This is a genomic window from Amycolatopsis sp. A1MSW2902, assembly GCF_017312175.1.
Taxonomy (GTDB): Bacteria; Actinomycetota; Actinomycetes; order Mycobacteriales; family Pseudonocardiaceae; genus Amycolatopsis; species Amycolatopsis nivea.
This window is the reverse complement of the sequence record NZ_QJPO01000001.1, coordinates 1,080,784-1,101,045: the sequence shown is the minus strand read 5'-3', so window position 1 is coordinate 1,101,045 and position 20,262 is coordinate 1,080,784. Positions and strand designations below refer to the sequence as shown.

The 20,262-nt window shown below is 70.5% G+C and carries 23 protein-coding genes; 13 read left to right on the top strand and 10 right to left on the bottom strand.

What is annotated here, in order from left to right; all coding sequences use genetic code 11:
• Positions 1 to 8 precede the first annotated feature (8 nt).
• Positions 9 to 1,154 carry a GDSL-type esterase/lipase family protein gene (locus DMP23_RS05130; protein ID WP_337820310.1) on the bottom strand — a complete coding sequence of 382 codons (1,146 nt, stop codon included), beginning with the start codon at positions 1,152 to 1,154 and terminating at the stop codon, positions 9 to 11.
• 44 nt (positions 1,155 to 1,198) lie between these two features.
• Entirely contained in the window at positions 1,199 to 1,681 is a 483-nt protein-coding gene (locus DMP23_RS05125) for a hypothetical protein (protein WP_037809830.1), read from the bottom strand.
• 71 nt (positions 1,682 to 1,752) lie between these two features.
• Here DMP23_RS05125 and DMP23_RS05120 point away from each other — a divergent pair, with 71 nt between their 5' ends.
• From DMP23_RS05120 to DMP23_RS05110, 3 genes are all read left to right on the top strand, one after another.
• Positions 1,753 to 2,991, top strand: coding sequence for an aminotransferase class I/II-fold pyridoxal phosphate-dependent enzyme (locus DMP23_RS05120; RefSeq protein ID WP_043829104.1), 1,239 nt, complete (start codon positions 1,753 to 1,755; stop codon positions 2,989 to 2,991).
• Between the two features lie 335 nt (positions 2,992 to 3,326).
• Positions 3,327 to 4,421, top strand: a complete 1,095-nt coding sequence (locus tag DMP23_RS05115) for an FAD-dependent monooxygenase (RefSeq protein WP_337820309.1) — start codon at positions 3,327 to 3,329, stop codon at positions 4,419 to 4,421.
• A 27-nt stretch (positions 4,422 to 4,448) separates the two neighbouring features.
• Entirely contained in the window at positions 4,449 to 4,907 is a 459-nt protein-coding gene (locus DMP23_RS05110; protein ID WP_037809835.1) for a YbjQ family protein, read from the top strand.
• A 76-nt stretch (positions 4,908 to 4,983) separates the two neighbouring features.
• On the opposite strand, the gene DMP23_RS05105 is transcribed toward DMP23_RS05110, so the two are convergent.
• The gene (locus DMP23_RS05105) at positions 4,984 to 6,780 is read right to left on the bottom strand and encodes an AMP-dependent synthetase/ligase (RefSeq protein ID WP_043829108.1); all 1,797 of its coding nucleotides are present in this window, start codon (positions 6,778 to 6,780) and stop codon (positions 4,984 to 4,986) included.
• A 112-nt stretch (positions 6,781 to 6,892) separates the two neighbouring features.
• Between DMP23_RS05105 and DMP23_RS05100 the strand changes: the two genes are divergently transcribed.
• From DMP23_RS05100 to DMP23_RS05070, 7 genes are all read left to right on the top strand, one after another.
• Complete coding sequence (locus DMP23_RS05100) at positions 6,893 to 7,303, top strand: hypothetical protein (RefSeq protein WP_037809839.1); 411 nt, start codon at positions 6,893 to 6,895, stop codon at positions 7,301 to 7,303.
• A 9-nt stretch (positions 7,304 to 7,312) separates the two neighbouring features.
• Entirely contained in the window at positions 7,313 to 8,107 is a 795-nt protein-coding gene (locus DMP23_RS05095; RefSeq protein ID WP_037809840.1) for a metallophosphoesterase family protein, read from the top strand.
• A gap of 27 nt (positions 8,108 to 8,134) precedes the next feature.
• The gene (locus DMP23_RS05090; RefSeq protein WP_037809841.1) at positions 8,135 to 8,572 is read left to right on the top strand and encodes an SRPBCC family protein; all 438 of its coding nucleotides are present in this window, start codon (positions 8,135 to 8,137) and stop codon (positions 8,570 to 8,572) included.
• Entirely contained in the window at positions 8,573 to 9,730 is a 1,158-nt protein-coding gene (locus DMP23_RS05085) for an ArsA family ATPase (protein ID WP_337820308.1), read from the top strand.
• A complete protein-coding gene (locus DMP23_RS05080) occupies positions 9,727 to 10,203 on the top strand; it encodes a hypothetical protein (RefSeq protein ID WP_238607582.1) in 477 nt (158 codons plus the stop codon). Before DMP23_RS05085 ends, DMP23_RS05080 begins: the two co-directional genes overlap by 4 nt.
• A 15-nt stretch (positions 10,204 to 10,218) precedes the next feature.
• Positions 10,219 to 11,145 carry an ROK family protein gene (locus DMP23_RS05075; protein ID WP_037810117.1) on the top strand — a complete coding sequence of 309 codons (927 nt, stop codon included), beginning with the start codon at positions 10,219 to 10,221 and terminating at the stop codon, positions 11,143 to 11,145.
• Positions 11,146 to 11,260: 115 nt separating this feature from the next.
• Complete coding sequence (locus DMP23_RS05070; RefSeq protein ID WP_134730184.1) at positions 11,261 to 12,130, top strand: NUDIX domain-containing protein; 870 nt, start codon at positions 11,261 to 11,263, stop codon at positions 12,128 to 12,130.
• Positions 12,131 to 12,756: 626 nt separating this feature from the next.
• On the opposite strand, the gene DMP23_RS05065 is transcribed toward DMP23_RS05070, so the two are convergent.
• Positions 12,757 to 13,545 carry an oxidoreductase gene (locus DMP23_RS05065; RefSeq protein ID WP_337820307.1) on the bottom strand — a complete coding sequence of 263 codons (789 nt, stop codon included), beginning with the start codon at positions 13,543 to 13,545 and terminating at the stop codon, positions 12,757 to 12,759.
• A 109-nt stretch (positions 13,546 to 13,654) separates the two neighbouring features.
• On the opposite strand from DMP23_RS05065, the gene DMP23_RS05060 reads away from it, so the two are divergent.
• The gene (locus DMP23_RS05060; RefSeq protein WP_043829116.1) at positions 13,655 to 14,221 is read left to right on the top strand and encodes a TetR/AcrR family transcriptional regulator; all 567 of its coding nucleotides are present in this window, start codon (positions 13,655 to 13,657) and stop codon (positions 14,219 to 14,221) included.
• Here the strand turns inward: DMP23_RS05060 and DMP23_RS05055 are convergent.
• From DMP23_RS05055 to DMP23_RS05035, 5 genes are read right to left on the bottom strand one after another with little or no spacing between them, the layout of a single operon-like run.
• Positions 14,218 to 14,388: a YdeI/OmpD-associated family protein gene (locus tag DMP23_RS05055; protein ID WP_337824363.1), complete on the bottom strand. Its 171-nt coding sequence runs from the start codon at positions 14,386 to 14,388 to the stop codon at positions 14,218 to 14,220. The two genes, DMP23_RS05060 and DMP23_RS05055, sit on opposite strands and share 4 nt — an antisense overlap.
• A gap of 12 nt (positions 14,389 to 14,400) precedes the next feature.
• Positions 14,401 to 14,673, bottom strand: coding sequence for a DUF1905 domain-containing protein (locus tag DMP23_RS05050; protein ID WP_337820306.1), 273 nt, complete (start codon positions 14,671 to 14,673; stop codon positions 14,401 to 14,403).
• Positions 14,674 to 14,692: 19 nt separating this feature from the next.
• On the bottom strand, positions 14,693 to 15,832 hold the full coding sequence (locus tag DMP23_RS05045) for a glutamate--cysteine ligase (protein WP_337820305.1): 1,140 nt from the start codon (positions 15,830 to 15,832) through the stop codon (positions 14,693 to 14,695).
• A gap of 10 nt (positions 15,833 to 15,842) precedes the next feature.
• The gene (locus DMP23_RS05040; RefSeq protein WP_037809852.1) at positions 15,843 to 16,388 is read right to left on the bottom strand and encodes a hypothetical protein; all 546 of its coding nucleotides are present in this window, start codon (positions 16,386 to 16,388) and stop codon (positions 15,843 to 15,845) included.
• Positions 16,385 to 17,152 carry an alpha/beta hydrolase gene (locus tag DMP23_RS05035; protein ID WP_134668547.1) on the bottom strand — a complete coding sequence of 256 codons (768 nt, stop codon included), beginning with the start codon at positions 17,150 to 17,152 and terminating at the stop codon, positions 16,385 to 16,387. Before DMP23_RS05035 ends, DMP23_RS05040 begins: the two co-directional genes overlap by 4 nt.
• A 219-nt stretch (positions 17,153 to 17,371) precedes the next feature.
• Between DMP23_RS05035 and DMP23_RS05030 the strand changes: the two genes are divergently transcribed.
• Together DMP23_RS05030 and DMP23_RS05025 are read left to right on the top strand one after the other, a co-directional pair.
• A complete protein-coding gene (locus DMP23_RS05030) occupies positions 17,372 to 18,133 on the top strand; it encodes a lysophospholipid acyltransferase family protein (RefSeq protein ID WP_037809856.1) in 762 nt (253 codons plus the stop codon).
• Between the two features lie 20 nt (positions 18,134 to 18,153).
• Positions 18,154 to 18,642 (top strand): polyadenylate-specific 3'-exoribonuclease AS, encoded by a 489-nt coding sequence (locus DMP23_RS05025; protein ID WP_067595152.1) that lies wholly within the window; start codon positions 18,154 to 18,156, stop codon positions 18,640 to 18,642.
• 493 nt (positions 18,643 to 19,135) lie between these two features.
• Here DMP23_RS05025 and DMP23_RS05020 read toward each other — a convergent pair whose 3' ends face one another.
• The gene (locus DMP23_RS05020; protein WP_037809861.1) at positions 19,136 to 20,227 is read right to left on the bottom strand and encodes a 3-deoxy-7-phosphoheptulonate synthase; all 1,092 of its coding nucleotides are present in this window, start codon (positions 20,225 to 20,227) and stop codon (positions 19,136 to 19,138) included.
• Positions 20,228 to 20,262: the final 35 nt, after the last annotated feature.

Here is a 20,262-nt window from a genome sequence, read left to right as displayed (position 1 = left end):
AGCGCACCTCAGCCGGCGAAGGGACCGCCTGGTCCGAACACCTGCTTGGCGAACCGTTCGCCCACGAACCGGTGCGTCGCCGCGTCGGGATGCAGCGCGTCCGGCAGCGGGTGTGCGGCGAAATCCGCTTCCCCGTACAGCGAGAGTCCGTCCACGTAGGACAGTGCCGGATCCTCCCGGTCGCGGACGACCCGCGCGAGCTCCTCCCGGATCACCTTTAGCGTCAGCTTTCCCTCCGCGACGGAGGCGGGATCGCCGGTGGCCTTGAACCGGAGCGTTCCGGTGCTGAAATCCGGCGCTCCCGGACCCGGCGTGTCCTCGTGGATCGGGCACAGCAGCGCGGAAACCACCACCAGCGGAACGTCCGGATGGCCCTCCCGGATCGTGTCCAAGAATCCGTGCACCGCCGGGCCGAAGGCACGCAATCGCATCAGGTCCGCGTTCACGATGTTGATTCCCAGCTTCACGCTGATCAGATCGGCGGGTGTGTCGCGAAGAGCCCGAGCGGTGAACGGGTCCAGCAGCGCGCTCCCGCTGAAGCCCAGGTTGATCAGATCGACCCCGGCGGCAGCGGCGGCCAGCGCGGGCCACGTCTGCGACGGGCCTGCCGCGCCGGTGCCGTGGCTGACCGAGCTGCCGTGGTGCAGCCAGACGCGCCGGGCGGGCGGCAGCGGAGTGATCGGGGCGGTGGTGCGCAGCGCGACCAGCCGGGTGGTTTCGTTGTGCGGCAACCAGATCTCGACGTCCTTCACGCCCGAAGGCAGGTCGGAGAACCGGACCGTGCCGGGCGGGCCGGGGCGGGTTTCGCCCTCGCCGGTCATCATGTCGAGGATCAGTTCGTCGCCGCCGGAGACGGTCGCGGAACCTGCCGGGCGCCCGTTCAGCACCAGGTCGTAGAGGCCGTCCGGCAACGGCGGCACGCCCACGTAGCCGACCTTCGTGCGGTGGGTGTCCAGTTCGATCGCGGTCGACTCGGTGCGGAACGCCAGGCGCACGCCGGACGGCTGGGTCTCCGCCATCGCGAGCCTGCTGTCGGTGTTCTGCGCCCGCGCCCGTGCGGTCAGCCGGTGCGGCAGCGAGCCCTGCGGCGTGCGTTCCAGCTCGAGTGCACCGCGCACGAACTCTTCGCCGATCTCGGTGGTGATCCACTGCATGCCGCCGAGTCTGCCGTCCGCGGCCCCTCGCCGCCAACGGGATATCAGCCGTCCCAGACCCCGGGGCCCGCGCGCAGCACCGCGACCGGGGCGGCCCCGGCGGACGGCCACAGGTCCAGCACGTACCGGAAATGCTCGCCGAACTCGTGGTCGTGCCATTCCGCGTCCGGCGGGCCGCTCTCCACATAGGACACTCGGACCCGGTACCGCCCGGGCGGTACTGCGATCCGGTGTTCCTGGCGGGCGTAGTCGGCGGGTCCGGCGAGCGTCGCCACGCCGCCGGGGACGTCGAGATCGGCTTCCACCACGTGGGACGCGTCCGGCAGCACCGGCGGCATCGCTGTGCTCACCGACACATCGACCTCGACCCAGTCGGAGCGCGCGGTCGCCACGGAGAGCGACGACGGCTCTACCGCGACGCGGTGCGCCGACACCGCCTCGTCGGTCCACCCGCCGTCGCCGGGACGCCAGGCGTCCTTGTCCCGCAAGGAGAACTGCCGCTGTTCGGCATGCACCAGGTACCGCACGGGCCCCACGCTAGCCCACGAGAGCCGGGGGTCACCCGAACTGGCTTGCGCTCGCGGTTTAGCGTGGTGGTATGACCACAGCTCCTGTCGATGTCGACACTGCCCGTCGCGACTACACCGCGCTGGTCGAGCGCGGACTGTCCCTGGACATCACCCGCGGCAAGCCGTCGCCCCGGCAGCTCGACCTCTCCGCGGATCTCCTGACGCTGCCGAACGGCCAGTACAAGGCCGAGGACGGCACCGACACCCGCAACTACGGCGGGCTCAAGGGGCTGCCGGAGCTGCGCCGCATCTTCGCCGGCGCGCTGCAGGTGCCGGTCGAGCAGCTGTTCGCCGCGGGCAACTCGAGCCTGGAGCTGATGCACGACACGATCGCGCAGGCGATGCTCAGCACCCTGCCGGGCGCGCCGCGCCGCTGGGCCGACGAGCCCCGGATCGCGATGCTGTGCCCGGTGCCCGGCTACGACCGGCACTTCGCGCTCGCCGAGCGGTTCGGCATCGAACTGGTCCCGGTGCCGATGACCGAGACCGGCCCGGACATGGACGTCGTCGAGCGGCTGGTCGCCGAGGACGCCGCGGTCAAGGGCATCTGGTGCGTGCCGAAGTACTCCAACCCGACCGGCGTCACCTTCAGTGCCGAGGTCGCGGGCCGGCTCGCCGCGATGCCCACCGCCGCGCCGGACTTCCGGATCGTCTGGGACAACGCTTACGCGGTGCACCACCTCACCGAGGACGAGCCGGAGCTGGCCGACATCCTCGCGCTCTGCGCCGAGGCCGGGAACCCGGACCGCGCGTTCGTGTTCGGCTCCACCTCGAAGATCACCTTCGCCGGGGCCGGCGTCGGCTTCTTCGGCGCGTCCGAGGCGAACCTCGCCTGGTGGCAGAGCGTGCTGAGCAAGCGCACCATCGGCCCGGACAAGGTCAACCAGCTGCGCCACGCGCTGTTCCTCAAGGACGCCGACGGCGTCCGCGCGCTGATGCGCAAGCACGCCGAGCTGATCGCGCCGAAGTTCGCCGCCGTGGAGCGCATCCTCACCGAGGAGCTGAGCGACCTGGCGACCTGGACCAAGCCGACCGGCGGGTACTTCGTCTCGCTGACCGTGCCCGAGGGCACCGCGAAGGAGGTCGTGCGGCTGGCCAAGGAGGCGGGCGTCGCGCTGACCCCGGCCGGGGCCACCCACCCGCACGGCGACGACCCGGCCGACGCGGTCATCCGCATCGCGCCGACCTTCCCCGAGCTGGCCGAGGTGGAGGAGGCCGTTCGCGCCCTCGCCGTCTGCGTGCGGCTCGCGGTCGCGCAGCGCGCCTGATCTTCGCTGGTCGCAAGCCGCGCGCGAAATGCGTCTTCAGGTCTGAGGGAATCTGATTCCCCTGCCAGGGACTTGGCCCGGGCGGTCCCGGCATGCTGACCGTCCACAAAGGACGCAATCAGGCGGCGAAATGACCGGTTTCCTACCCGAGTGACCGTTTCTGCTTGTCTGTGCGGGCCTCCCTGAGGGAATCAGATTCCCTCAGGGAGGCCCTCACGGACGGCAAAACCTCGCCCCAGCGGCTCGCGGTCGCGCAGCGCGCCTGAGCTTCGCTGGTTCCGTGCCGCCGCCACCCGCTACGGTGGCGGCGGCACGGTCGTTTCCAGGGGGGCACGATGCGGGTTTTGATCGCAGGCGGCGGAGTCGCGGGCACGGTCACGGCGATGGCGCTGCAGCGCGCCGGGCACGAGCCGGTCGTCTACGAGGCGCATCCCAGCGGGGGAGCGGACGCGGGCGCGTTCCTCGTCGTCATGCACAACGGCATGAACGCGTTGCGCGCGATCGACGCCGACACCCCGGTGATCGAGGCGTCCTTCCCCTCCACCGGCATGGAACTCGTCGGCCCGGACGGGACCACGCTCGGCGCGCACGAGTTCGACCGCGAACTCGACGGCCCGCGCACCCTCACCCGCGCCGCGCTTTACCGTGCGCTGCAACAGGAAGCGGAACGCCGCGGCGTCGAAATCATCCACGGCAAGCGCTTGGTTTCCGCGACCGACGGCGTCACCGCGACATTTCAGGACGGCACCACCGCGTCCGGCGATGTGCTCGTCGGCGCGGACGGCCTGCATTCCGTCGTCCGCACGCTCATCGATCCGCAGGCCGAGCCGCCGCGCTTCACCGGCCTCACCGTGGTCTACGGCTACACCCGCGCTGAAGGACTTCCTGCCGCGCAGGGCAGCTACCGGATGTTCCGCGGCAGCCGCGCCGCGTTCGGCTACACCACCGACCCCGACGGCGCGACGTTCTGGTTCGCTCGCGTCCCCGACTCCGAACGCTCGCGCGCCGAGATCGCCGCCGTCACCCCGGAAGGCTGGCGTGAGTTCACCCACGCCGCGTTCGCGGACGACCCGCTGCCGTGCGCCGCGATCGTGGCCGCGACCGGCGACGACGTGCACGGCGGCCATTCCTACGACCTGCCGACCACCCGCGTCTGGTCGACGCCGTCGATGGTGCTGGCCGGCGACGCCGCACACGCGGCGTCCCCCGCAGCGGGACAGGGTGCGTCGATGGCGCTGGAAGACGCCGTGGTGCTCGGCCAGTGCCTGCGCGATCTGCCGGACGCGCCCGCGGCGTTCGCGGCCTACGACCGGCTGCGCCGCGCCCGGGTCGAGAAGCTCGTGGCGGCCAGCGCGGGCCAGGACGTCGGCGAGGAACGAGGCTGGGCATATCGGCATCATCTGGACTGGACCGCGCGAATCACAGCGTGAGCGGCCCGCCGACGATACGATCCGCGCATGACTCAAGCCGCGCCACCGCAGCAGTTCCCGATCCTGCTGTCGACCATGAACGATCTGCCCGGGTACCGCGTCGTCCGCGTGTTCGGCGAGGTCTTCGGGCTCACCGTCCGCAGCCGCAACATGTTCTCCAACATCGGTTCCGGGTTCAAGGCGATGGGAGGCGGCGAGCTCAAGGGCCTCACCAAGCTGCTGTCCGACTCGCGCCACGAAGCTCTTTTCCGGCTGTGCCAGGAGGCCATGCAGCATGGGGCCAACGCCGTGCTCGCGCTGCGCTTCGACTGCAACGAAATCGCAGGCACGGCCAGTGAGATCGCCGCCTACGGCACCGCGGTGTACGTGGTCCCGGACGGCACTCAGCAGCAACAGCCGCCGCAGCAACAGCAGCAGGCCGCCCCGCAGCAGCAGTACGCGCAGGCGCCGCAGCAGCAGTACCAGGCTCAGCCGCCGCAGGCCTGACTCCCGCAGCCTGGGCGACAGACGGAAAACGGGCCCGCGCCGGCGATCGGCGCGGGCCCGTTTTCGCGGGGCCGGGTCACTTCCGGTACAGCGCCTCGATGTCGGAGGCGTAGTTCTTGTTCACCACGTTCCGCTTCAGCTTCAGGCTCGGCGTGATCTCGCCGCCGGCTTCGGTGAAGTCGTTCGCCAGCACGGTGAACTTCTTGATCGACTCCGCGTGCGACACCTGCTTGTTCGCCTCGTCGACCGCCGCCTGGATCTCCGCGCGCAGGTCCGCGTCCTCGGCCAGTTCCGACACCGTCGCCGCTTCCGGCTTGCCGTGCTGGGACTTCCAGGCCGGGAAGTACTCCTCGTCGATCGTCACCAGCGCGGCGATGAACGGCCGCTGGTCGCCGACCACCATCACCTGGCTCACCAGCGGCGAGGCCTTGATGGTGTCCTCGAGACCGGACGGGGCGACGTTCTTGCCGCCCGCCGTCACGATGATCTCCTTCTTGCGGCCGGTGATCTTGAGGAAGCCTTCCGCGTCCAGTTCGCCGAGGTCGCCGGTGTGGAACCAGCCGTCGGTGAGGGCTTCCGCGCTCGCCTCCGGGTTGTTGTAGTACCGGCCGAACACGACGTCGCCCTTGAGCAGGACCTCGCCGTCCTCCGCGATGCGCACCGAGGTGCCCGCGACCGGACGGCCGACGGTGCCGACGCGGAACGCCGCGCTGGTGTTCACGTTCGCCGCGGCGGACGTTTCGGTGAGGCCGTAGCCCTCGAACACCGGCACGCCGATGCCGCGGAAGAAGTGCGCCAGCCGCGCGCCCAGCGGGGCCCCGCCGGACACCGCGGCGATGCAGCGGCCGCCCAACGCGGCGCGGAGCTTGCCGTACACCAGCTTGTCGAACACCAGGTGCTTCGCGCGCAGACCCAGTCCGGCGCCGCCCTTTTCCTGCGCCTCGCTGTACGCAACCGCGGTGGCCTCGGCGGCGTCGAAGATCTTGCCCTTGCCGTCGGCGTGCGCCTTCTGCTTGGCGGTGTTGTAGACCTTCTCGAACACGCGCGGCACGGCGACCACGAACGTCGGCCGGAACGTGCCGAGGTCCGGGACCAGGTTCTTCACGTCCGGCGTGTGGCCCAGGGTGACCCGGGCGGTGAGCGCGGTGATGGCGATCGCGCGGGCGAGGATGTGCGCGAGAGGCAGGAAGCACAGCAGCGAGTTGCCCTGCTCCATCAGCTCCGGGAAGGCCTCGATGTCCGCGCGGATCTCGGCGAGCAGGTTCCGGTGGGTCAGCTCGACGCCCTTGGGCCGCCCGGTGGTGCCCGAGGTGTAGACGATGGTGGCCGTCTCGTTCGCGGTCACGCCGCGGCGGCGGGTGTGCAGGTCCTCGTCGGAGACCTCGGCGCCCAGCGCGGTCAGCTCGTCGACCGCGGGGGAGCCGCCCTCGATCTGCCAGATGTTCTCGAGCGCGCTGAGCCGCCCGCTGATCTCGTCGACCGCCTTGCGGTGCGCGCCGGTCTCCACGACGACGGCCTTGGCCGCCGAGTCGGAAAGGATCCAGTACACCTGTTCGGGCGACGAGGTCTCGTAGATCGGCACCGTGACCGCGCCCGCGGCCCAGATCGCGAAGTCGACCAGAGTCCACTCGTAGCGGGTCTTGGACATCAGCGCGACGCGGTCGCCGTGCCCGACGCCCGCCGCGATCAGGCCCTTGGCCACGGCCGCGACCTGGTCGGCGAAGTCCTTCGCGGTGACGTCCAGCCAGGTGCCCTCGACCTGCCTCCGGAAGCTGACCACGTCGGAGAACCGCTCCGCGTTCGCCCAGACGACATCGGCCAGGTTCTCGTCGTCGGTCACCGGCTTCCCGGCGGGGGCGCTGTATTCGCGCACGTGGACCTCCGTGTTCGACGCGTGCGGTTACCCGCCAGTCAACTTAGCGTGCCGTAGACCTTAAGACCATGCTGGCACGGGGCGCGCGGCGAGGTCGTGACATCGTGTCCGGGTGCACGAACCGCCAGCTCTCGATCTTGTCGACGAGACCTTCCTCGTCGTGCCCCCGTCGACCGTCGCGGCCGCCTTCGCCGACCCGCGTTCGTGGCGGCGCTACTGGCCCGACCTGGAGTTGCAGGTCTACACCGACCGGGGGGACAAGGGTCTGCGCTGGACCGTCACGGGCGCCTTGATCGGTACCATGGAGGTCTGGCTGGAACCTGTTCTCGACGGCACGGTGCTGCACTACTTCCTCCGGGCCACGCCTGCCGGTCCCGGCGGCGTCCCGCGCGAGCTGAGCCCGCGCGAACTGCGCCGCGAATTCGACCGGCGGGCGCGCGCGGCGAAGGACGTGGCGCTGGGATTGAAGGAGATCCTCGAGGACGGGCGCGAGCCGGGGATTCCGCCCCGGCCCGTCGAGTAGGAGGCTCTTGTGCGGGTTCACGTCGTTTCGGACGTGCACGGCAACGCCGACGCGCTGAAGCGGGCGGGGGACGGGGCGGACGCGCTGGTCGTGCTGGGCGACCTGCTCGACTTCGTCGACTACCACGACCACGACAAAGGCATCATGGGCGTGCTGTTCGGCGCGGAGAAGGTCGGCGAGTTCGCCCGCCTGCGCCGCGAAGGCACCCGGGACGAGACGGTCGCCTATTCGCGCACGCTGTGGGCCACTCTCGACGACCCGGCCGCCGCGGTCGACGAAGCGGTCCGCGAGCAGTACTCCACGTTGTTCGCGTCGATGACCGCGCCGACGTACGCGATCCCCGGCAATGTCGACGCGCCTTCGGCGTGGCCGGAGTTCGCCGGCGAGGGCGTCCACCTGGTCGACGGCGAGGTCGTCAGCATCGGCGGGCTGCGGTTCGGCTTCGCGGGCGGCGCGGTGCTGCCGGACGGCGTGCTCCCGCGTCCGCGCAAGGGCGCGGCGTGGCGGCCGTACCTGCGGGCGCGCGAGGAGTTCGACGCGGCGGTTTCGCTGCTGGACGAGGTCGACGTGCTGTGCACGCACATCCCTCCCGCGGTGCCCGAACTGACCTACGACGTGGTCGCGCGCCGCGCCGAACTCGGTTCGAAGGCGCTGCTGGACCTGATCCGGCGGCAGCGTCCGCGCTGGTCGGTGTTCGGGCACGTGCACCAGCCGCTGGCCGTGCGGCGCCGGGTCGGGCACACCGAGTGCCGTAACGTGGGTCACTTCAAGGAGACCGGGCAGCCCTACGTGCTGCGCTGGTGACGGTGCGGTCCGGCTACGCTTCGTCCCATGGCCGAGCAGTCCACGCAGTCCATCGAGGTCGACGCCGAGCCCGCGCGGGTCATGTCGGTGATCTCCGATTTCCCCGCGTACCCGGAGTGGGCCAAGGCGGTCCGCGAGACCGAGGTGCTCGCGACCGACGACGCGGGCCGGGCGAAACAGGTGAAGCTCACCCTCGACGCCGGGCCGATCAAGGACGTGTACACGCTCGAATACGACTGGGACGATTCCGGTCTCGGCGTCAGCTGGCACCTGGTCAAGGGCCAGATGCAGAAGGCGCAGAACGGCCGGTACGCGCTCGAGCCGCTCGGCGGCGGGCGCACCCGCGTCACCTACACGCTGTCGGTCGAGCTGGCGCTGCCGATGATCGGGCTGCTGCGGCGCAAGGCGGAGAAGATGGTCATGGACACCGCGCTCAAGGAGCTCAAGCGCAGGGCTGAGGGCTAGATGCGCATCCTGCTGTTCACCGGCAAGGGGGGTGTCGGGAAGACGACGCTCGCCGCGGCTACCGCTGCCGCGCTCGCCGGCCGCGGCAGGAAGACGCTGGTCGTGTCCACCGACCCGGCGCATTCGCTCGGCGACGCGTTCGGCACGCCGCTCGGCGCCGAACCCTCCGAAGTGGACCTCCGCCGCGACGGCACCCCGGCCGGTCTCTGGGCGGCGCAGGTCGACTCGCGCGCGTTGGCCGACCGCACCTGGCACGAGCTGCGCGGCGAACTGCGGAAAGTGCTGGCCGGAGCCGGTCTGGACGTCCTGGACGCGGAAGAGCTGACCGTGCTGCCCGGCGTCGACGAACTGCTCGCGCTGAGCGAGGTGCGGCGGCTGGCTTCGCAGGGGCCGTGGGACACCGTGGTGGTCGACTGCGGTCCGACCGCTGAGACGCTGCGCTTGCTTTCGCTGCCGGAAGCCGTATCGGGTTACTTGGGCCGGGTGTTCGGCAACCGGCGCGTCGCGGCTTCGGTGCGTCGGCTCGGCGCGCATCTCGACGCGCTGCGCGAACTGCTTACCGACCCGCGCGTGACCACAGTGCGGCTGGTGCTGACGCCGGAACGAGTGGTGGTCGCCGAGGCGCGGCGCACGCTGACGTCGCTGGCGCTGCGCGGCATCGCGGTCGACGGCCTGATCGCCAACCGGCTCATGCCCGCGCCCGGATTCTGGCGCGGATCGGCGGCGAAATGGCTGCGCACCCGGCGGGACCAGCAGGACGCGGTGCTCGCGGAACTGGCCGAGGCCGGATTCGGCCCCGGCGAGCTGGCCCGCGTAGAGCACCGGGCGAGCGAACCGGTGGGCGCCGAGGCGCTCGCCGAACTGGCCCGCGAACTGTACGGCACCCGGGATCCGTTGTCCGGCAACGGAAAACCGGTCACGCCGCTGCTGTCGGTGGCCGCCGACGGGGACGGTTTCCGGCTGCGGGTCGCGCTCCCGCTGAACCGGGATTCGGCGGTCGACCTCGCGCGCGTCGACGACGACCTGGCGATCACCGTGGACGGGTTCCGCCGTCTGGTCGCCCTGCCCGAGACGCTGCGCCCGTGCCGGATCACCGGCGCGGAATCCGACGCCGACGGCCTGGTGGTCAGCCTGGCCGGGAACCGGGGAGCCGGATGAGCGAAGAACACGGCGACGACCAGGCGGCGGGGTCTTTTTCGGACGGCCTGAAGCTGGCCGAGGAGATCCGGCTGCTGGTCGAGATGGTGATCGAACGGGCCGCGCCGTGGCTGGAAGGCGTCATGGCCGCCGGGCACGGCTCGCCGGAGGAACCGGGCGCGCCGGGCGGGTCCGGTGTGGAGGACAGCACTTCGGGATGCGGGTGGTGCCCGCTGTGTGCGATCGTCGCCGTCGTGCGCGGCGAGCGGCCGGAGTTCGTGGCGAGGGTCCTCGAACAGGCCGCCCAGCTCGTCGCGCTGCTGCGGGCGGTGCTCGCGGACCGGTGGGAGCCGGAGGAGGGCGTGCACATGCCCGGGTTCCGGCCTGTCGCGCATCCGCCCGCGACCGCGGCGTCCTCTTCGGAGGCGGCGTCGCGGGTCCAGCACATCGCCGTCCGCAAGCGCGCGGACTGGCAGCCGGAGCGGGAGAACTGATTGCTGACCGTAGGGGTGGACGTCGGCGGCACCAGCGTGCGCGCCGGCGTCGTGGACGAGCGCGGGTCGCTGCTCGACACGGCGCGCGTCGGGACGCCGAGCGAGGAGAACGCGCTCGAAGACGCCATCGCCGGGGTCGTCGAAGACCTGCGCAACCGGCACGACGTCGCCGCGGTCGGCCTGGCCGTGGCCGGTTTCGTGACCCGCGACCGGCGCTCGGTGATGTTCGCGCCGCATCTCGCGTGGCGCAACGCCCCGGTGGCGGACCGGATCGCGAAGCGCGTCGGCCTCTCGGTGACGCTGGAGCACGACGTCAATTCGGCGGTCGTCGCCGAACACCGCTTCGGCGCCGCCCGCGGTGCGGGTGTCGCGGCCCTGGTCGCGCTGGGCACCGGAATCGGCGCGGGTTTGCTGCTGGACGGCGAGATCTACCGAGGCGCCCACGGGGTCGCGCCGGAACTCGGCCACCTCACGGTGGTGCGCAACGGCCGCGCGTGCCCGTGCGGCAAGTACGGCTGCTGGGAGCGCTATTGCAGCGGCACCGCGCTGGCCGCGACCGCCGTCGAACTGCTCGCCCGGTACCCCGGCCGGTCCACTGTGCTGTCCCGGGAAATCGCCGGCGACCCCGGTTCGGTCACCGGCCGCCGAGTAGCCCGCGCGGCCCGCGACGGCGACCCGATCGCCTTGCGCGCCATGGCGGAACTGGCGAAATGGCTGGGCGAGGGACTGGCCCTGGTGGCGGACGTCTTCGACCCGGAGATCATCGTGATCGGCGGCGGAGTGTCGGAGTCCGCGCCGCTGTTCCTGGACGAGGCCCGGGAGCACTACTCCGGAGCGATCACGGGTGCGCGGCATCGTCCGCTGGCCCGGATCCGGACCGCGCACCTGGGCGACGACACGGCGATCGTCGGGGCGGCGGCGTTGGCGATGGACACGTTGTGAGTGCGTACGCCGGTTAGAACCGGCCTAGACGCGCACGAGGTTCCGCAGGGCGAGGGGTCTCGTGCGGTTCTCACCGGGATTAACACGCACGACGTTCTGTGGAAGGCTGGGCCGGGTGACGCCGATGACCGCCAACCGCTTCGTGCGGTGCTCCTGCGGCAGGCAGCACTGGGGCGCGTTCGGCGCGGCCGGCTTGTTGTTGTGCGATCCCAGCCGCGGGGTGCTGTTGCAGCAGCGCGCGTCGTGGGTGCACAACGGCGGCACGTGGGCCCTGCCCGGCGGCGCGCTCGAAGTCGGCGAGACCGTGCACGAGGCCGCTGCCCGCGAGGCGTGGGAAGAGGCCGCCATCCCCGCGTCCGCGTTCCGCGCGATGTCTGCCTCGGTGCTGGACCACGGCGAATGGCAGTACACGACGGTCCTCGGCCTGGCCGACAGCGCGCTGCAAGCCCAGGTCGCGAACGAGGAAAGCGCCGAGATGCGCTGGGTCCCGCCGGACGAGGTGGCTGCCCTGGACCTCCACCGAGATTTCGCCGCCGCCTGGCCGGTGCTGCGCGAGCAGCTGGGCCGCGAACTGGTCCTGGTGGTCGACGCGGCGAACGTGATGGGCTCCCGCCCCGACGGCTGGTGGCGCGACCGCCACGCCGCCGCGGAACGACTGCGCGACCAGCTGACCGGTCCGGCCGAACAAGGTCTGCGCGACGCCGTGACCGGAATCGGCGCGGGCCCGGCGTGGTCCTGGTGGCCCCGGGTGGTGCTGGTGGTGGAGGGCAAGGCCAGGGGAGTCGAGCCGATCCCCGGAGTCGAGGTCGTCGCGGCGGAGACGGACGGCGATTCGAAGATCGTCGAGGTGACCGCCGCCGCCCGCCAACGCCCGGACGACCACGTCGTGGTGGTGACGGCCGACCGCGAACTGCGCGGCCGGGTTGGTGCTCTTGGCGCGTTGGTGCTCGGACCGGGGACGCTGCTGCGGGAACTGGGCGGCTGAGCGGGGCTCGCTTGGCCGCGGCTGTTGTTCGGTGTGGCTTCGGGGATCACCTCCGTGGTGGTGGTTGGTCGAGAGCGGTCTGGCCGGGCCGGGAATCTTGTTGCTGAGCGGATGTCGCACGGATGCAGTTGCTGTCCGGTGAGGCTGCTGGGGTTGCCTCCGTGGTGGTGAGTGGTGTGGCCGGGCTGGGAGTCTTGTTGCTGGGGCTGAGCGGGTGTCGTGTGGATGCGGCTGCTGTCCGGTGGGGCGGTGGGGGGTTGCCTCCGTGGTGGTGAGTGGTGTGGCCGGGCTGGGAGTCTTGTTGCTGGGGCTGAGCGGATGTCGTGTGGATGCGGCTGCTGTCCGGTGAGGCGGCGGGGATTGTCTCCGTGGTGGTGAGTGGCGTGGCCGGTCGGGAATCCCGAGGCGGAAGCGGCGGTTGAGCGAACGCCGCACGCCCTCGTCCATAGCCCGGCAATGCTCCGCGTGATCCCGCCCGTCGCAGCCGATCGTGAATCGCGCGGCAAAGAAGCTCTCGCGAGGCATCGAGCAGCTAGCCAAGAGCGGTTACCGTCCGGCTCGTGTCGTGGTGGCGGCGACAAATCGCGAGCAGCCAAGCCAGCCATCCGCCCCGCAAGCGCTAGCCGTCACACGGTCTTCACCGAGCCCGCGTCCACCAGGTGGTCCGTCCCGGTGATGCTCGCAGCGAGCGGCGACGCCAGGTACGCGATCAACGTAGCCACCTCATCCGGTTCGATCAGCCGTCCGGTCAGCATTCCGGCACCGGCGGGCAGTGCGGCCAGCAGATCCTCGTGCGCCAACCCCATCGACGAAGCCAGTTCGGCACCGTAACTGTCCGGGCCCTCCCACAGCGCGGTGCGCACCGGCCCGGGCGAGACCGTGTTGACTCGCACGCCCTGGGGGCCGAACTCCTCCGCCAGTGCCTTCCCGAAAGCGGTCAGCGCGGCTTTCGCGGTGGTGTAAGCGATCGGGCCCGAATGCGGAATCCGCGCGCCGTTCGAGGACACCGTGACGATCGCGCCCCGGCGTTCGATCAGGTGGGGCAGTGCGGCACGGGAAGCCCGGACAGCGGCGAGGAAATTCAGTTCCAGCAGGTCCGTCCACTGCTGGTCCGCGATCGACAGGAAACCACCGGCCTGTCCGCTGGCGCTGTCGCCGCCGCCGACGTTGTTCACCAGGACGTCCAAGCCGCCGAGTTCCGCGACGGCTTGGTCGATCAACCGTCCGGGACCGTCCGGGGTGGAGAGGTCCACGGAGATCGGCACCGCGCCGGTTTCCTTCAGTTCCGGCGTGATCGTCCGGGCCGCGGCCACCACGCGCATTCCTTCGCCGAGCAGCGCGGAAACCGTGGCCAGGCCGATTCCCCGGCTCGCTCCGGTGACTACTGCGGTCTTGTCGGTCAGCTGCAGGTCCATCGCAAAACCCCCAAAAAGTCGTGTCAAAGGCGATGCAGCTAAGCTAGCAGTTGCAACACCAGTGTCGCAACTATGAACCGAGTGGCAACCATGGCGTAAACTGGGCAGCATGGAGAAACGGGCCCTGCGCGCGGACTCGGAACGGACGGCCCAGGCGATCCTCGAGGCGGCCGAACGGGTGCTCAGCGACAACCCGGCGGCGACCATGGAGCAGATCGCCGAGGCCGCGGGCGTCTCGCGGACCACGGTGCACCGCCGGTTCGCCAGCCGGGAGGCGCTGGTCGACGCGATGACCCTGTGGGCGACGCAGCAGTTCCACAACGCGCTCGCCAGCGTCCGGCCCGACGTCACGCCGCCGCTGGTCGCGCTTTACCAGGTCACTGCGAAGGTGCTGAGCGTCAAGCTCCGGTGGGGCTTCGCGATGAACGCGCACCCGGCCGAAGAAGGCGTCCTGACCCCGGACGTGCTCGCCCAATGCGACGTTTTCTTCCGCCGGCTGGAGGAAAGCGGTGCGCTGCGGCCTGGCGTCGACCTGGTCTGGGCGCGCCGCGTCTACTGCGCGCTCATCCACGAAGCTGCGCAGGACCAAGACTCCGCTGACCCGGACGCGCTGGCCACCCGCGTCGTCGACACCGTGCTCGGCGGGTTCGGCAAACCCGGCGTCACGATCAGCTAGGGGAGCCCGTCCCCGGCGAGCTCGGCGACGATCTTCGCGATCCGCCGTTCCCGGGTTTCGGCGCGCTTGGCCGAGGTGACCGCTTCAGTCCGTTCCCGTTGGGCGGTAAAGGAAAGCTTGTCGAACGCGGCCCGCGCACCGGGCCGTGCCGCCAGCGCCGAAGCCAGCTCGTCCGGCAGTTAGACGGTCCGCTCGGCGAGGTCGGCTTCGAGCGTGACCTCGACCGTCTCCCCGGCGGCGACCCCGGCCGCCTCCCGGTTCGCCGCGCTGAGCGGCAGCATGAAGTCGCCGGAATAGACCGCGACAGTGCTGCGGTAGGTGTGCGGGCCGATCGTCACCCGCACTTTCGGCCGCCGTCCCTGGCCGAGCGCCTCGACAACGTCGGCCGGGACCCGGAATCCGGTGGCGGTCTTGCCGTTGAGCTCGACAAGCGTGCTGAACGTATGCGACATCGCTGCCTCCCGGGCCAAGCTAAACGTGCGGGACGCCCTCGCGCATCTCGGTGACCAGCGCGGCGACCACGGCCTTCAAGGATCCGTTGTACTGCTTGGCGACCGCCCGCTGCCGCTGATAACTCGCGCCGACCCGGAGAATGTTCTCGACATCGCGCAGCTCGCGGACGCAGTCCAGCCGCTTGGCGACCGGTTCCAGCCGGTCCAGCAGTTCGGCTAGGTCTTCGGTGACGAGCCGTTCGCGGCCGGCGGCGTCGAGGATGACGATCGCGTCGAGGCCGTAGCGGGCGGCGCGCCACTTGTTCTCCTGCACGTGCCACGGCGGCAGCGCCGGCAGCGTCTCGCCCTTGTCGAGCCGGTCGCTGAAATCGTCCACCAGGCACTGGGTGAGCGCCGAGATCGCGCCGACCTCCTGCAGCGTCGGCAGTCCGTCGCACACGCGCATCTCGATGGTGCCGAAATGCGGGGCCGGGCGGATGTCCCAGCGGATCTCGGAAAAATGGTCGATCACGCCGGTGGTGAACATGTCCTCGACGTAGCCTTCCAGCTCCGCCCATTCGCGGAACTGGAACGGCAGCCCGGCGGTCGGCAGCTGCTGGAACATCAGCGCCCGGTTCGAGGCGTACCCGGTGTCCTCGCCGGACCAGTACGGCGACGACGCGGACAGCGCCTGCAGATGGGGCGCGTAGCGCAGCAGCCCGTCGAGCACCGGCAGCACCTTGTCCCGGTGGTCGAGCCCGACGTGGACGTGCACGCCGTAGATCAGCATCTGCCTGCCCCACCACTGGGTGCGGTCGATCAGCTTGGCGTAGCGCTCCTTGTCGGTGACCTTCTGCCGGTACCACGAGGAAAACGGGTGCGAGCCCGCGGAGAACAGCTCGACGCCCAGCGGATCGGCGACGCGGTGCACCTCGTCCAGCGCCTCGGCGAGGTCGTGCTTCACCTCGCCGACCGTGCGGCAGACGCCGCTGACCACCTCGATGGTGTTGAGCAGCAGTTCCTGTTTGATCCGGGGATGCTCGGGCGCGCCGTCCGGACGGACCGCGGCGAGCAGTTCCTCCGCGACCGACCGCAGTTCGCCGCTGCGCCGGTCCACCAGCGCGAGTTCCCATTCCGCGCCGACGGTGGAACGCCGGGACGCCCGGAAGTCGATCCGCATGCCCGTCCGGTCAGACCTGGGCGCCGTTGCTGGGGTCCGCGCCGGGCGGCGGGCCCTGGCGCACGCGCAGCAGGAGCAGCGCGATGCCGGTGGCGAGCGAGAGGATGCCGAGCGGGGTGGCGAGCGCCGGGCCGACCCCGATCAGGCTCGGCACGATCAGCAGCAGGAGCCCGACGACGAAGAACAGCAGCACGATGAACGCGCCCTTGCGCCAGCGCGGCAGCGGCGGCGGCTCCGGGGGCACGTAGTGCTCGTCGTCCTCGGCCGGGTCGCCGGAGAACATCGTGGTGTCCCAGTCGGTGCCGCCGGTGCGCCAGCCCTCCGAGGACGACACGGGGGGAGCGGCGGGCGGGTCCGCGGCGGGCTTCGGCTTGGTCTTGCCCGCTTCGGGTTCGGCTCCGGAGGACGCCTCGGGCTCGGCGGCCTTGGGGCCGGCGCCGGAGAACGGGTCCTCGTCAAGGAACACGCCCACGCCCTCGGCCCGGAGGTCGGCCACGATCTCGGCGAACGTGGCGTCGACGTCCTCGGGCCCGTCCGCGCCTTTCCCCCGGTTCATCCGGCACCCACCTGTCCCGCCCGCAGCTGCCGGGCGAAGTCGACACTGCGGCTGAAGATCAGTTCCGCGTCGTGGTCCTGTGTCGCGACGTGGAAGCTGTTCTCCAGCACCACCTCGGTCACGTCCGTGCTCGAGATGCCGTCCAGAACGATCTGCGAGTTCTCGGGTTCGACGACGTGGTCGACCCGCGAGTGCAGCAGCAGCACCGGCTGCGTCACCTTCGGCAGGTCGGCGCGCACGATCTTCCACAGCCGGGCGAGGCTCGCCGCGGCCCGCACCGGGGTGCGCGGGTAGGCCAGTTCGACCTCGCCGGGCTTCGCGATGTCGTTGCCGATCGCGCGGATCGACGGGACCACCCGCGACAGCAGCGGCAGCACCTTGGCGTCCAGGCTCAGCCGCGTGACCGACGGGTTGACCAGCACGAGGCCGGAGATGTCCGCGCCGAACTCCTCGGCGAGGCGGAGGCTGAGCGTCCCGCCCATCGACATCCCGCCGACGAACACCTGGTCGCATTCCGCGCGCAGGGCCAGCAGCGCCTCGCGGACGGTGGCGTACCAGTCCTGCCAGGTCGTGCGGTTGAGGTCGCGCCAGTGCGTGCCGTGGCCGGGCAGCAGCGGGCAGCGCACCGCGAAGCCTTCGGCGGCCAGGTGCCCGCCCCAGGCGCGCATGCCGTCGGGCGTCGCGGTGAATCCGTGGCAGAGCAGGAAGCCGGCCCCGGAGGATCCCGGGTGGGAGAACGGTTCCGCGCCGGCGAGCACGCCCATCACGAACGCCCTTCCGAATCGAAGCGGTGGAGTCTCTCCATGCTCTCACGCCGAAGCCGGGTTGTGTGGCCTAGTCGCGGAAGCGAGGATCCGTCCGGTTCCGCTGTGAGATCGGTCGCTGCCCCCGGGTGACCGCCCGCTCTCGCGTTGTGCGGGCCGGTGCTTGTTCCGTACGCTGACCTGCCGGGGCCCGCGCGGGCAGGAAAGGACTGGAACCCGGTGCTGTACTGGCTGATGAAGTGGGTGTTCATCGGGCCGCTGCTGAAGACGCTGTGGCCCACGAAAGTCGTCGGCGCCGAAAACATCCCCGAGACGGGTGGCGCCATCCTCGCCGGCAACCACCTCGCGGTCGCGGATTCGTTCTTCATGCCGCTGCGGGTCAAGCGCAAGGTCACCTTCCCGGCGAAGTCGGAGTACTTCACCGAGCCCGGGTTCAAGGGCCTGCTCAAGAAGTGGTTCTTCACCGGCGTCGGCCAGTTCCCCATCGACCGCTCCGGCGGCAACGCCGCGCAGGCCGCGCTCGACACCGCGATCCGGCTGGTCAAGGACGGGCACCTGCTCGGCATCTACCCCGAGGGCACCCGCTCCCCGGACGGACGGCTGTACAAGGGCAAGACCGGCGTCGCCCGGATCGCGCTCGAATCGCGCGGCGTCGTGGTCCCGGTGGCGATGGTCGGCACGGACAAGGTCAACCCGATCGGTTCCAAGATGTGGTGGCCGCGGCGGCTCGAGGTGCGCTTCGGCAAGCCGCTCGACTTCTCCCGCTACGAGGGCTTGGCCGGCGACCGGTTCATCGAACGGTCCATCACCGACGAGATCATGTACGCGCTGATGGAGCTGTCCGGCCAGGAGTACGTGGACATTTACGCGGCCAAGGCCAAGGAACTGCTCGCCGCCGAGGCGGCCGGGGTGAAGCCCGCGGTGCCGGCCCAGCCGAGGGCGCTGGACGCCGATCGGGTGCCGGAGACGAAGGCCGGGTAGCGCCCCACTAGAGTTCCCCGGTGCGTTTTTTCTACGACACCGAGTTTATTGAGGACGGCGTGACGATTGACCTGGTGTCGATCGGTGTCGTTGACGAGCGCGGACGCGAGTTCTATGCCGTGTCCACTGATTTCGACCCCGGGCGGGCCGGGGCTTGGGTGCGGGAGAATGTGCTGCCCAAGCTGCCCTCGCCGGCGGATCCGGCGTGGCGGAGCCGGGAGCGGATCCGGGCGGATCTGCTGGAGTTCTTCGGGAAGCCGCCTGGGGGGATCGAGCTGTGGGCCTGGTTCGCGGCGTATGACCATGTGGCGTTGGCGCAGTTGTGGGGGCCGATGCCTGCGTTGCCTCGGCAGTTGCCCCGGTTCACCCGGGATTTGAGGCAGCGGTGGGAGGATGCGGGGAAGCCTAAGTTGCCTGCTGCGCCTGGGGATCAGCACGATGCGTTGGCTGATGCTCGGCATAATTTGCAGCGGTGGGGGGTTATTGAGGAGGCGTTTCGGCGGCGGTGAAGGTCGTGTCTCGGCTCGTCGCCTGGCGGCGACATTGCTTTTGATGGTTGCGTGGGGCACCCCGAAGTTTGATTGTGCTGACGGTTCGGGGGTGCTTGTCAAGGCGGGAAAGATGCCTTGACAAGCACCCCCGAACCGCAGGGGAGCTTCGTATCGGGGTTGGGGGAGGGGCTGGGTGCCTCGATGGTTGGGTGCATCGGCTGCTGTTGAGGGCTGGGTGCGCTGATCGTTGGGTGCATCGGCTGCGGGTTGGTTGGTGGTGGGGCTAGCGCCCCAATGTGGCATTGGGTGCGTTAGATGCACCGAATGCCGCATTGGGTGCATGTGACGCACCGAATGCCGCATTGGGTGCATTGCGGTCCGTGAAGGGCTCCTTGAGGGAATCTAGGTCCGTGAAGGGGGCCCTCACGTACTTCGGTGGTCGTGAGGGGAACCCTGGGGAATCAGGGTTCGTGAGGGTTCCCCTCACGGCCAGCGGAGCGGGAGCGTGCTGTCAGCCGCGGCGGGTGCGGACTGCGGTGGCCAGGGTGTCCAGCAGGTCTGCTGTCGTGTCCCAGTCCATGCAGGCGTCGGTGATCGACTGGCCGTAGGTCAGGTCCGCCGAGTGGCCCAGCACCAGGTCTTGGCGGCCGGCGGCCAGGTTGCTTTCCAGCATCAGGCCTGCGATGCCGCGTTCGCCCGAGGAGATTCGGGCGGCCAGGTCGCGGACTACTTCCGCCTGGCGGACGTGGTCCTTGTTGCTGTTGCCGTGGCTCGCGTCGATCACCAGGCGTTCCGGGAGGCCGGATTTCGCCAGGCGGGCCAGGGTTTCCTCGACTGACGCCGGGTCGTGGTTCGGGCCTGCGGAGCTGCCGCGCAGGATGACGTGGCAGTCCGGGTTTCCGGAGGTCGTCACGAGGGCGGCCAGGCCGTCCACGTTGATGCCGGGGAAGACGTGCGAGGCGGCGGCGGCGCGGGTCGCGTCCACGGCTACCTGGATGTCGCCTTCCGTCGAGTTCTTGATGCCGACCGGCATGGACAGGGCGCTGCACAGTTGCCGGTGGACCTGGCTCGCCGCGGTGCGGGCGCCGATCGAGCCCCAGGTGACGATGTCGGCGATGAACTGCGGGGTGATCGGGTCGAGGAATTCGCAGCCGACCGGGAGGCCCAGTCCGGAGACGTCCAGCAGGAGTTTCCTGGCCAGGCGCAGGCCCTTGTTGACGGCGAAGGTCCCGTCCAGATCCGGGTCGTTGATCAGGCCCTTCCAGCCCAGCGTCGTGCGCGGCTTTTCGAAGTACACCCGCATCACGATGTGCAGGTCTTCGCGCAGCGCCTCCGCCTTGGCGGCCAGGCGGCGGGCGTAGTCGAGGGCGGCTTCGGGGTCGTGGACCGAGCACGGGCCGACGATCACGGCGAGACGGTCGTCGCGGCCGTCGAGGATGTCGACGGTTTCCGTGCGGCCGTTTTCCACGACTTTCGCGACCGCGGCGTCCACGGGATGGTCTTCGCGCAGCAGCGCGGGCGAGATGAGGGGACTGACCGAGGTCGTGCGGCGGTTGTCCAGCGTGCTCGCGTCGGCGGGGGCGGCGACGAGGCGGGTGCTCATGAGCGGGTGGTTCCTTCCTGGTGGACACCGACCCG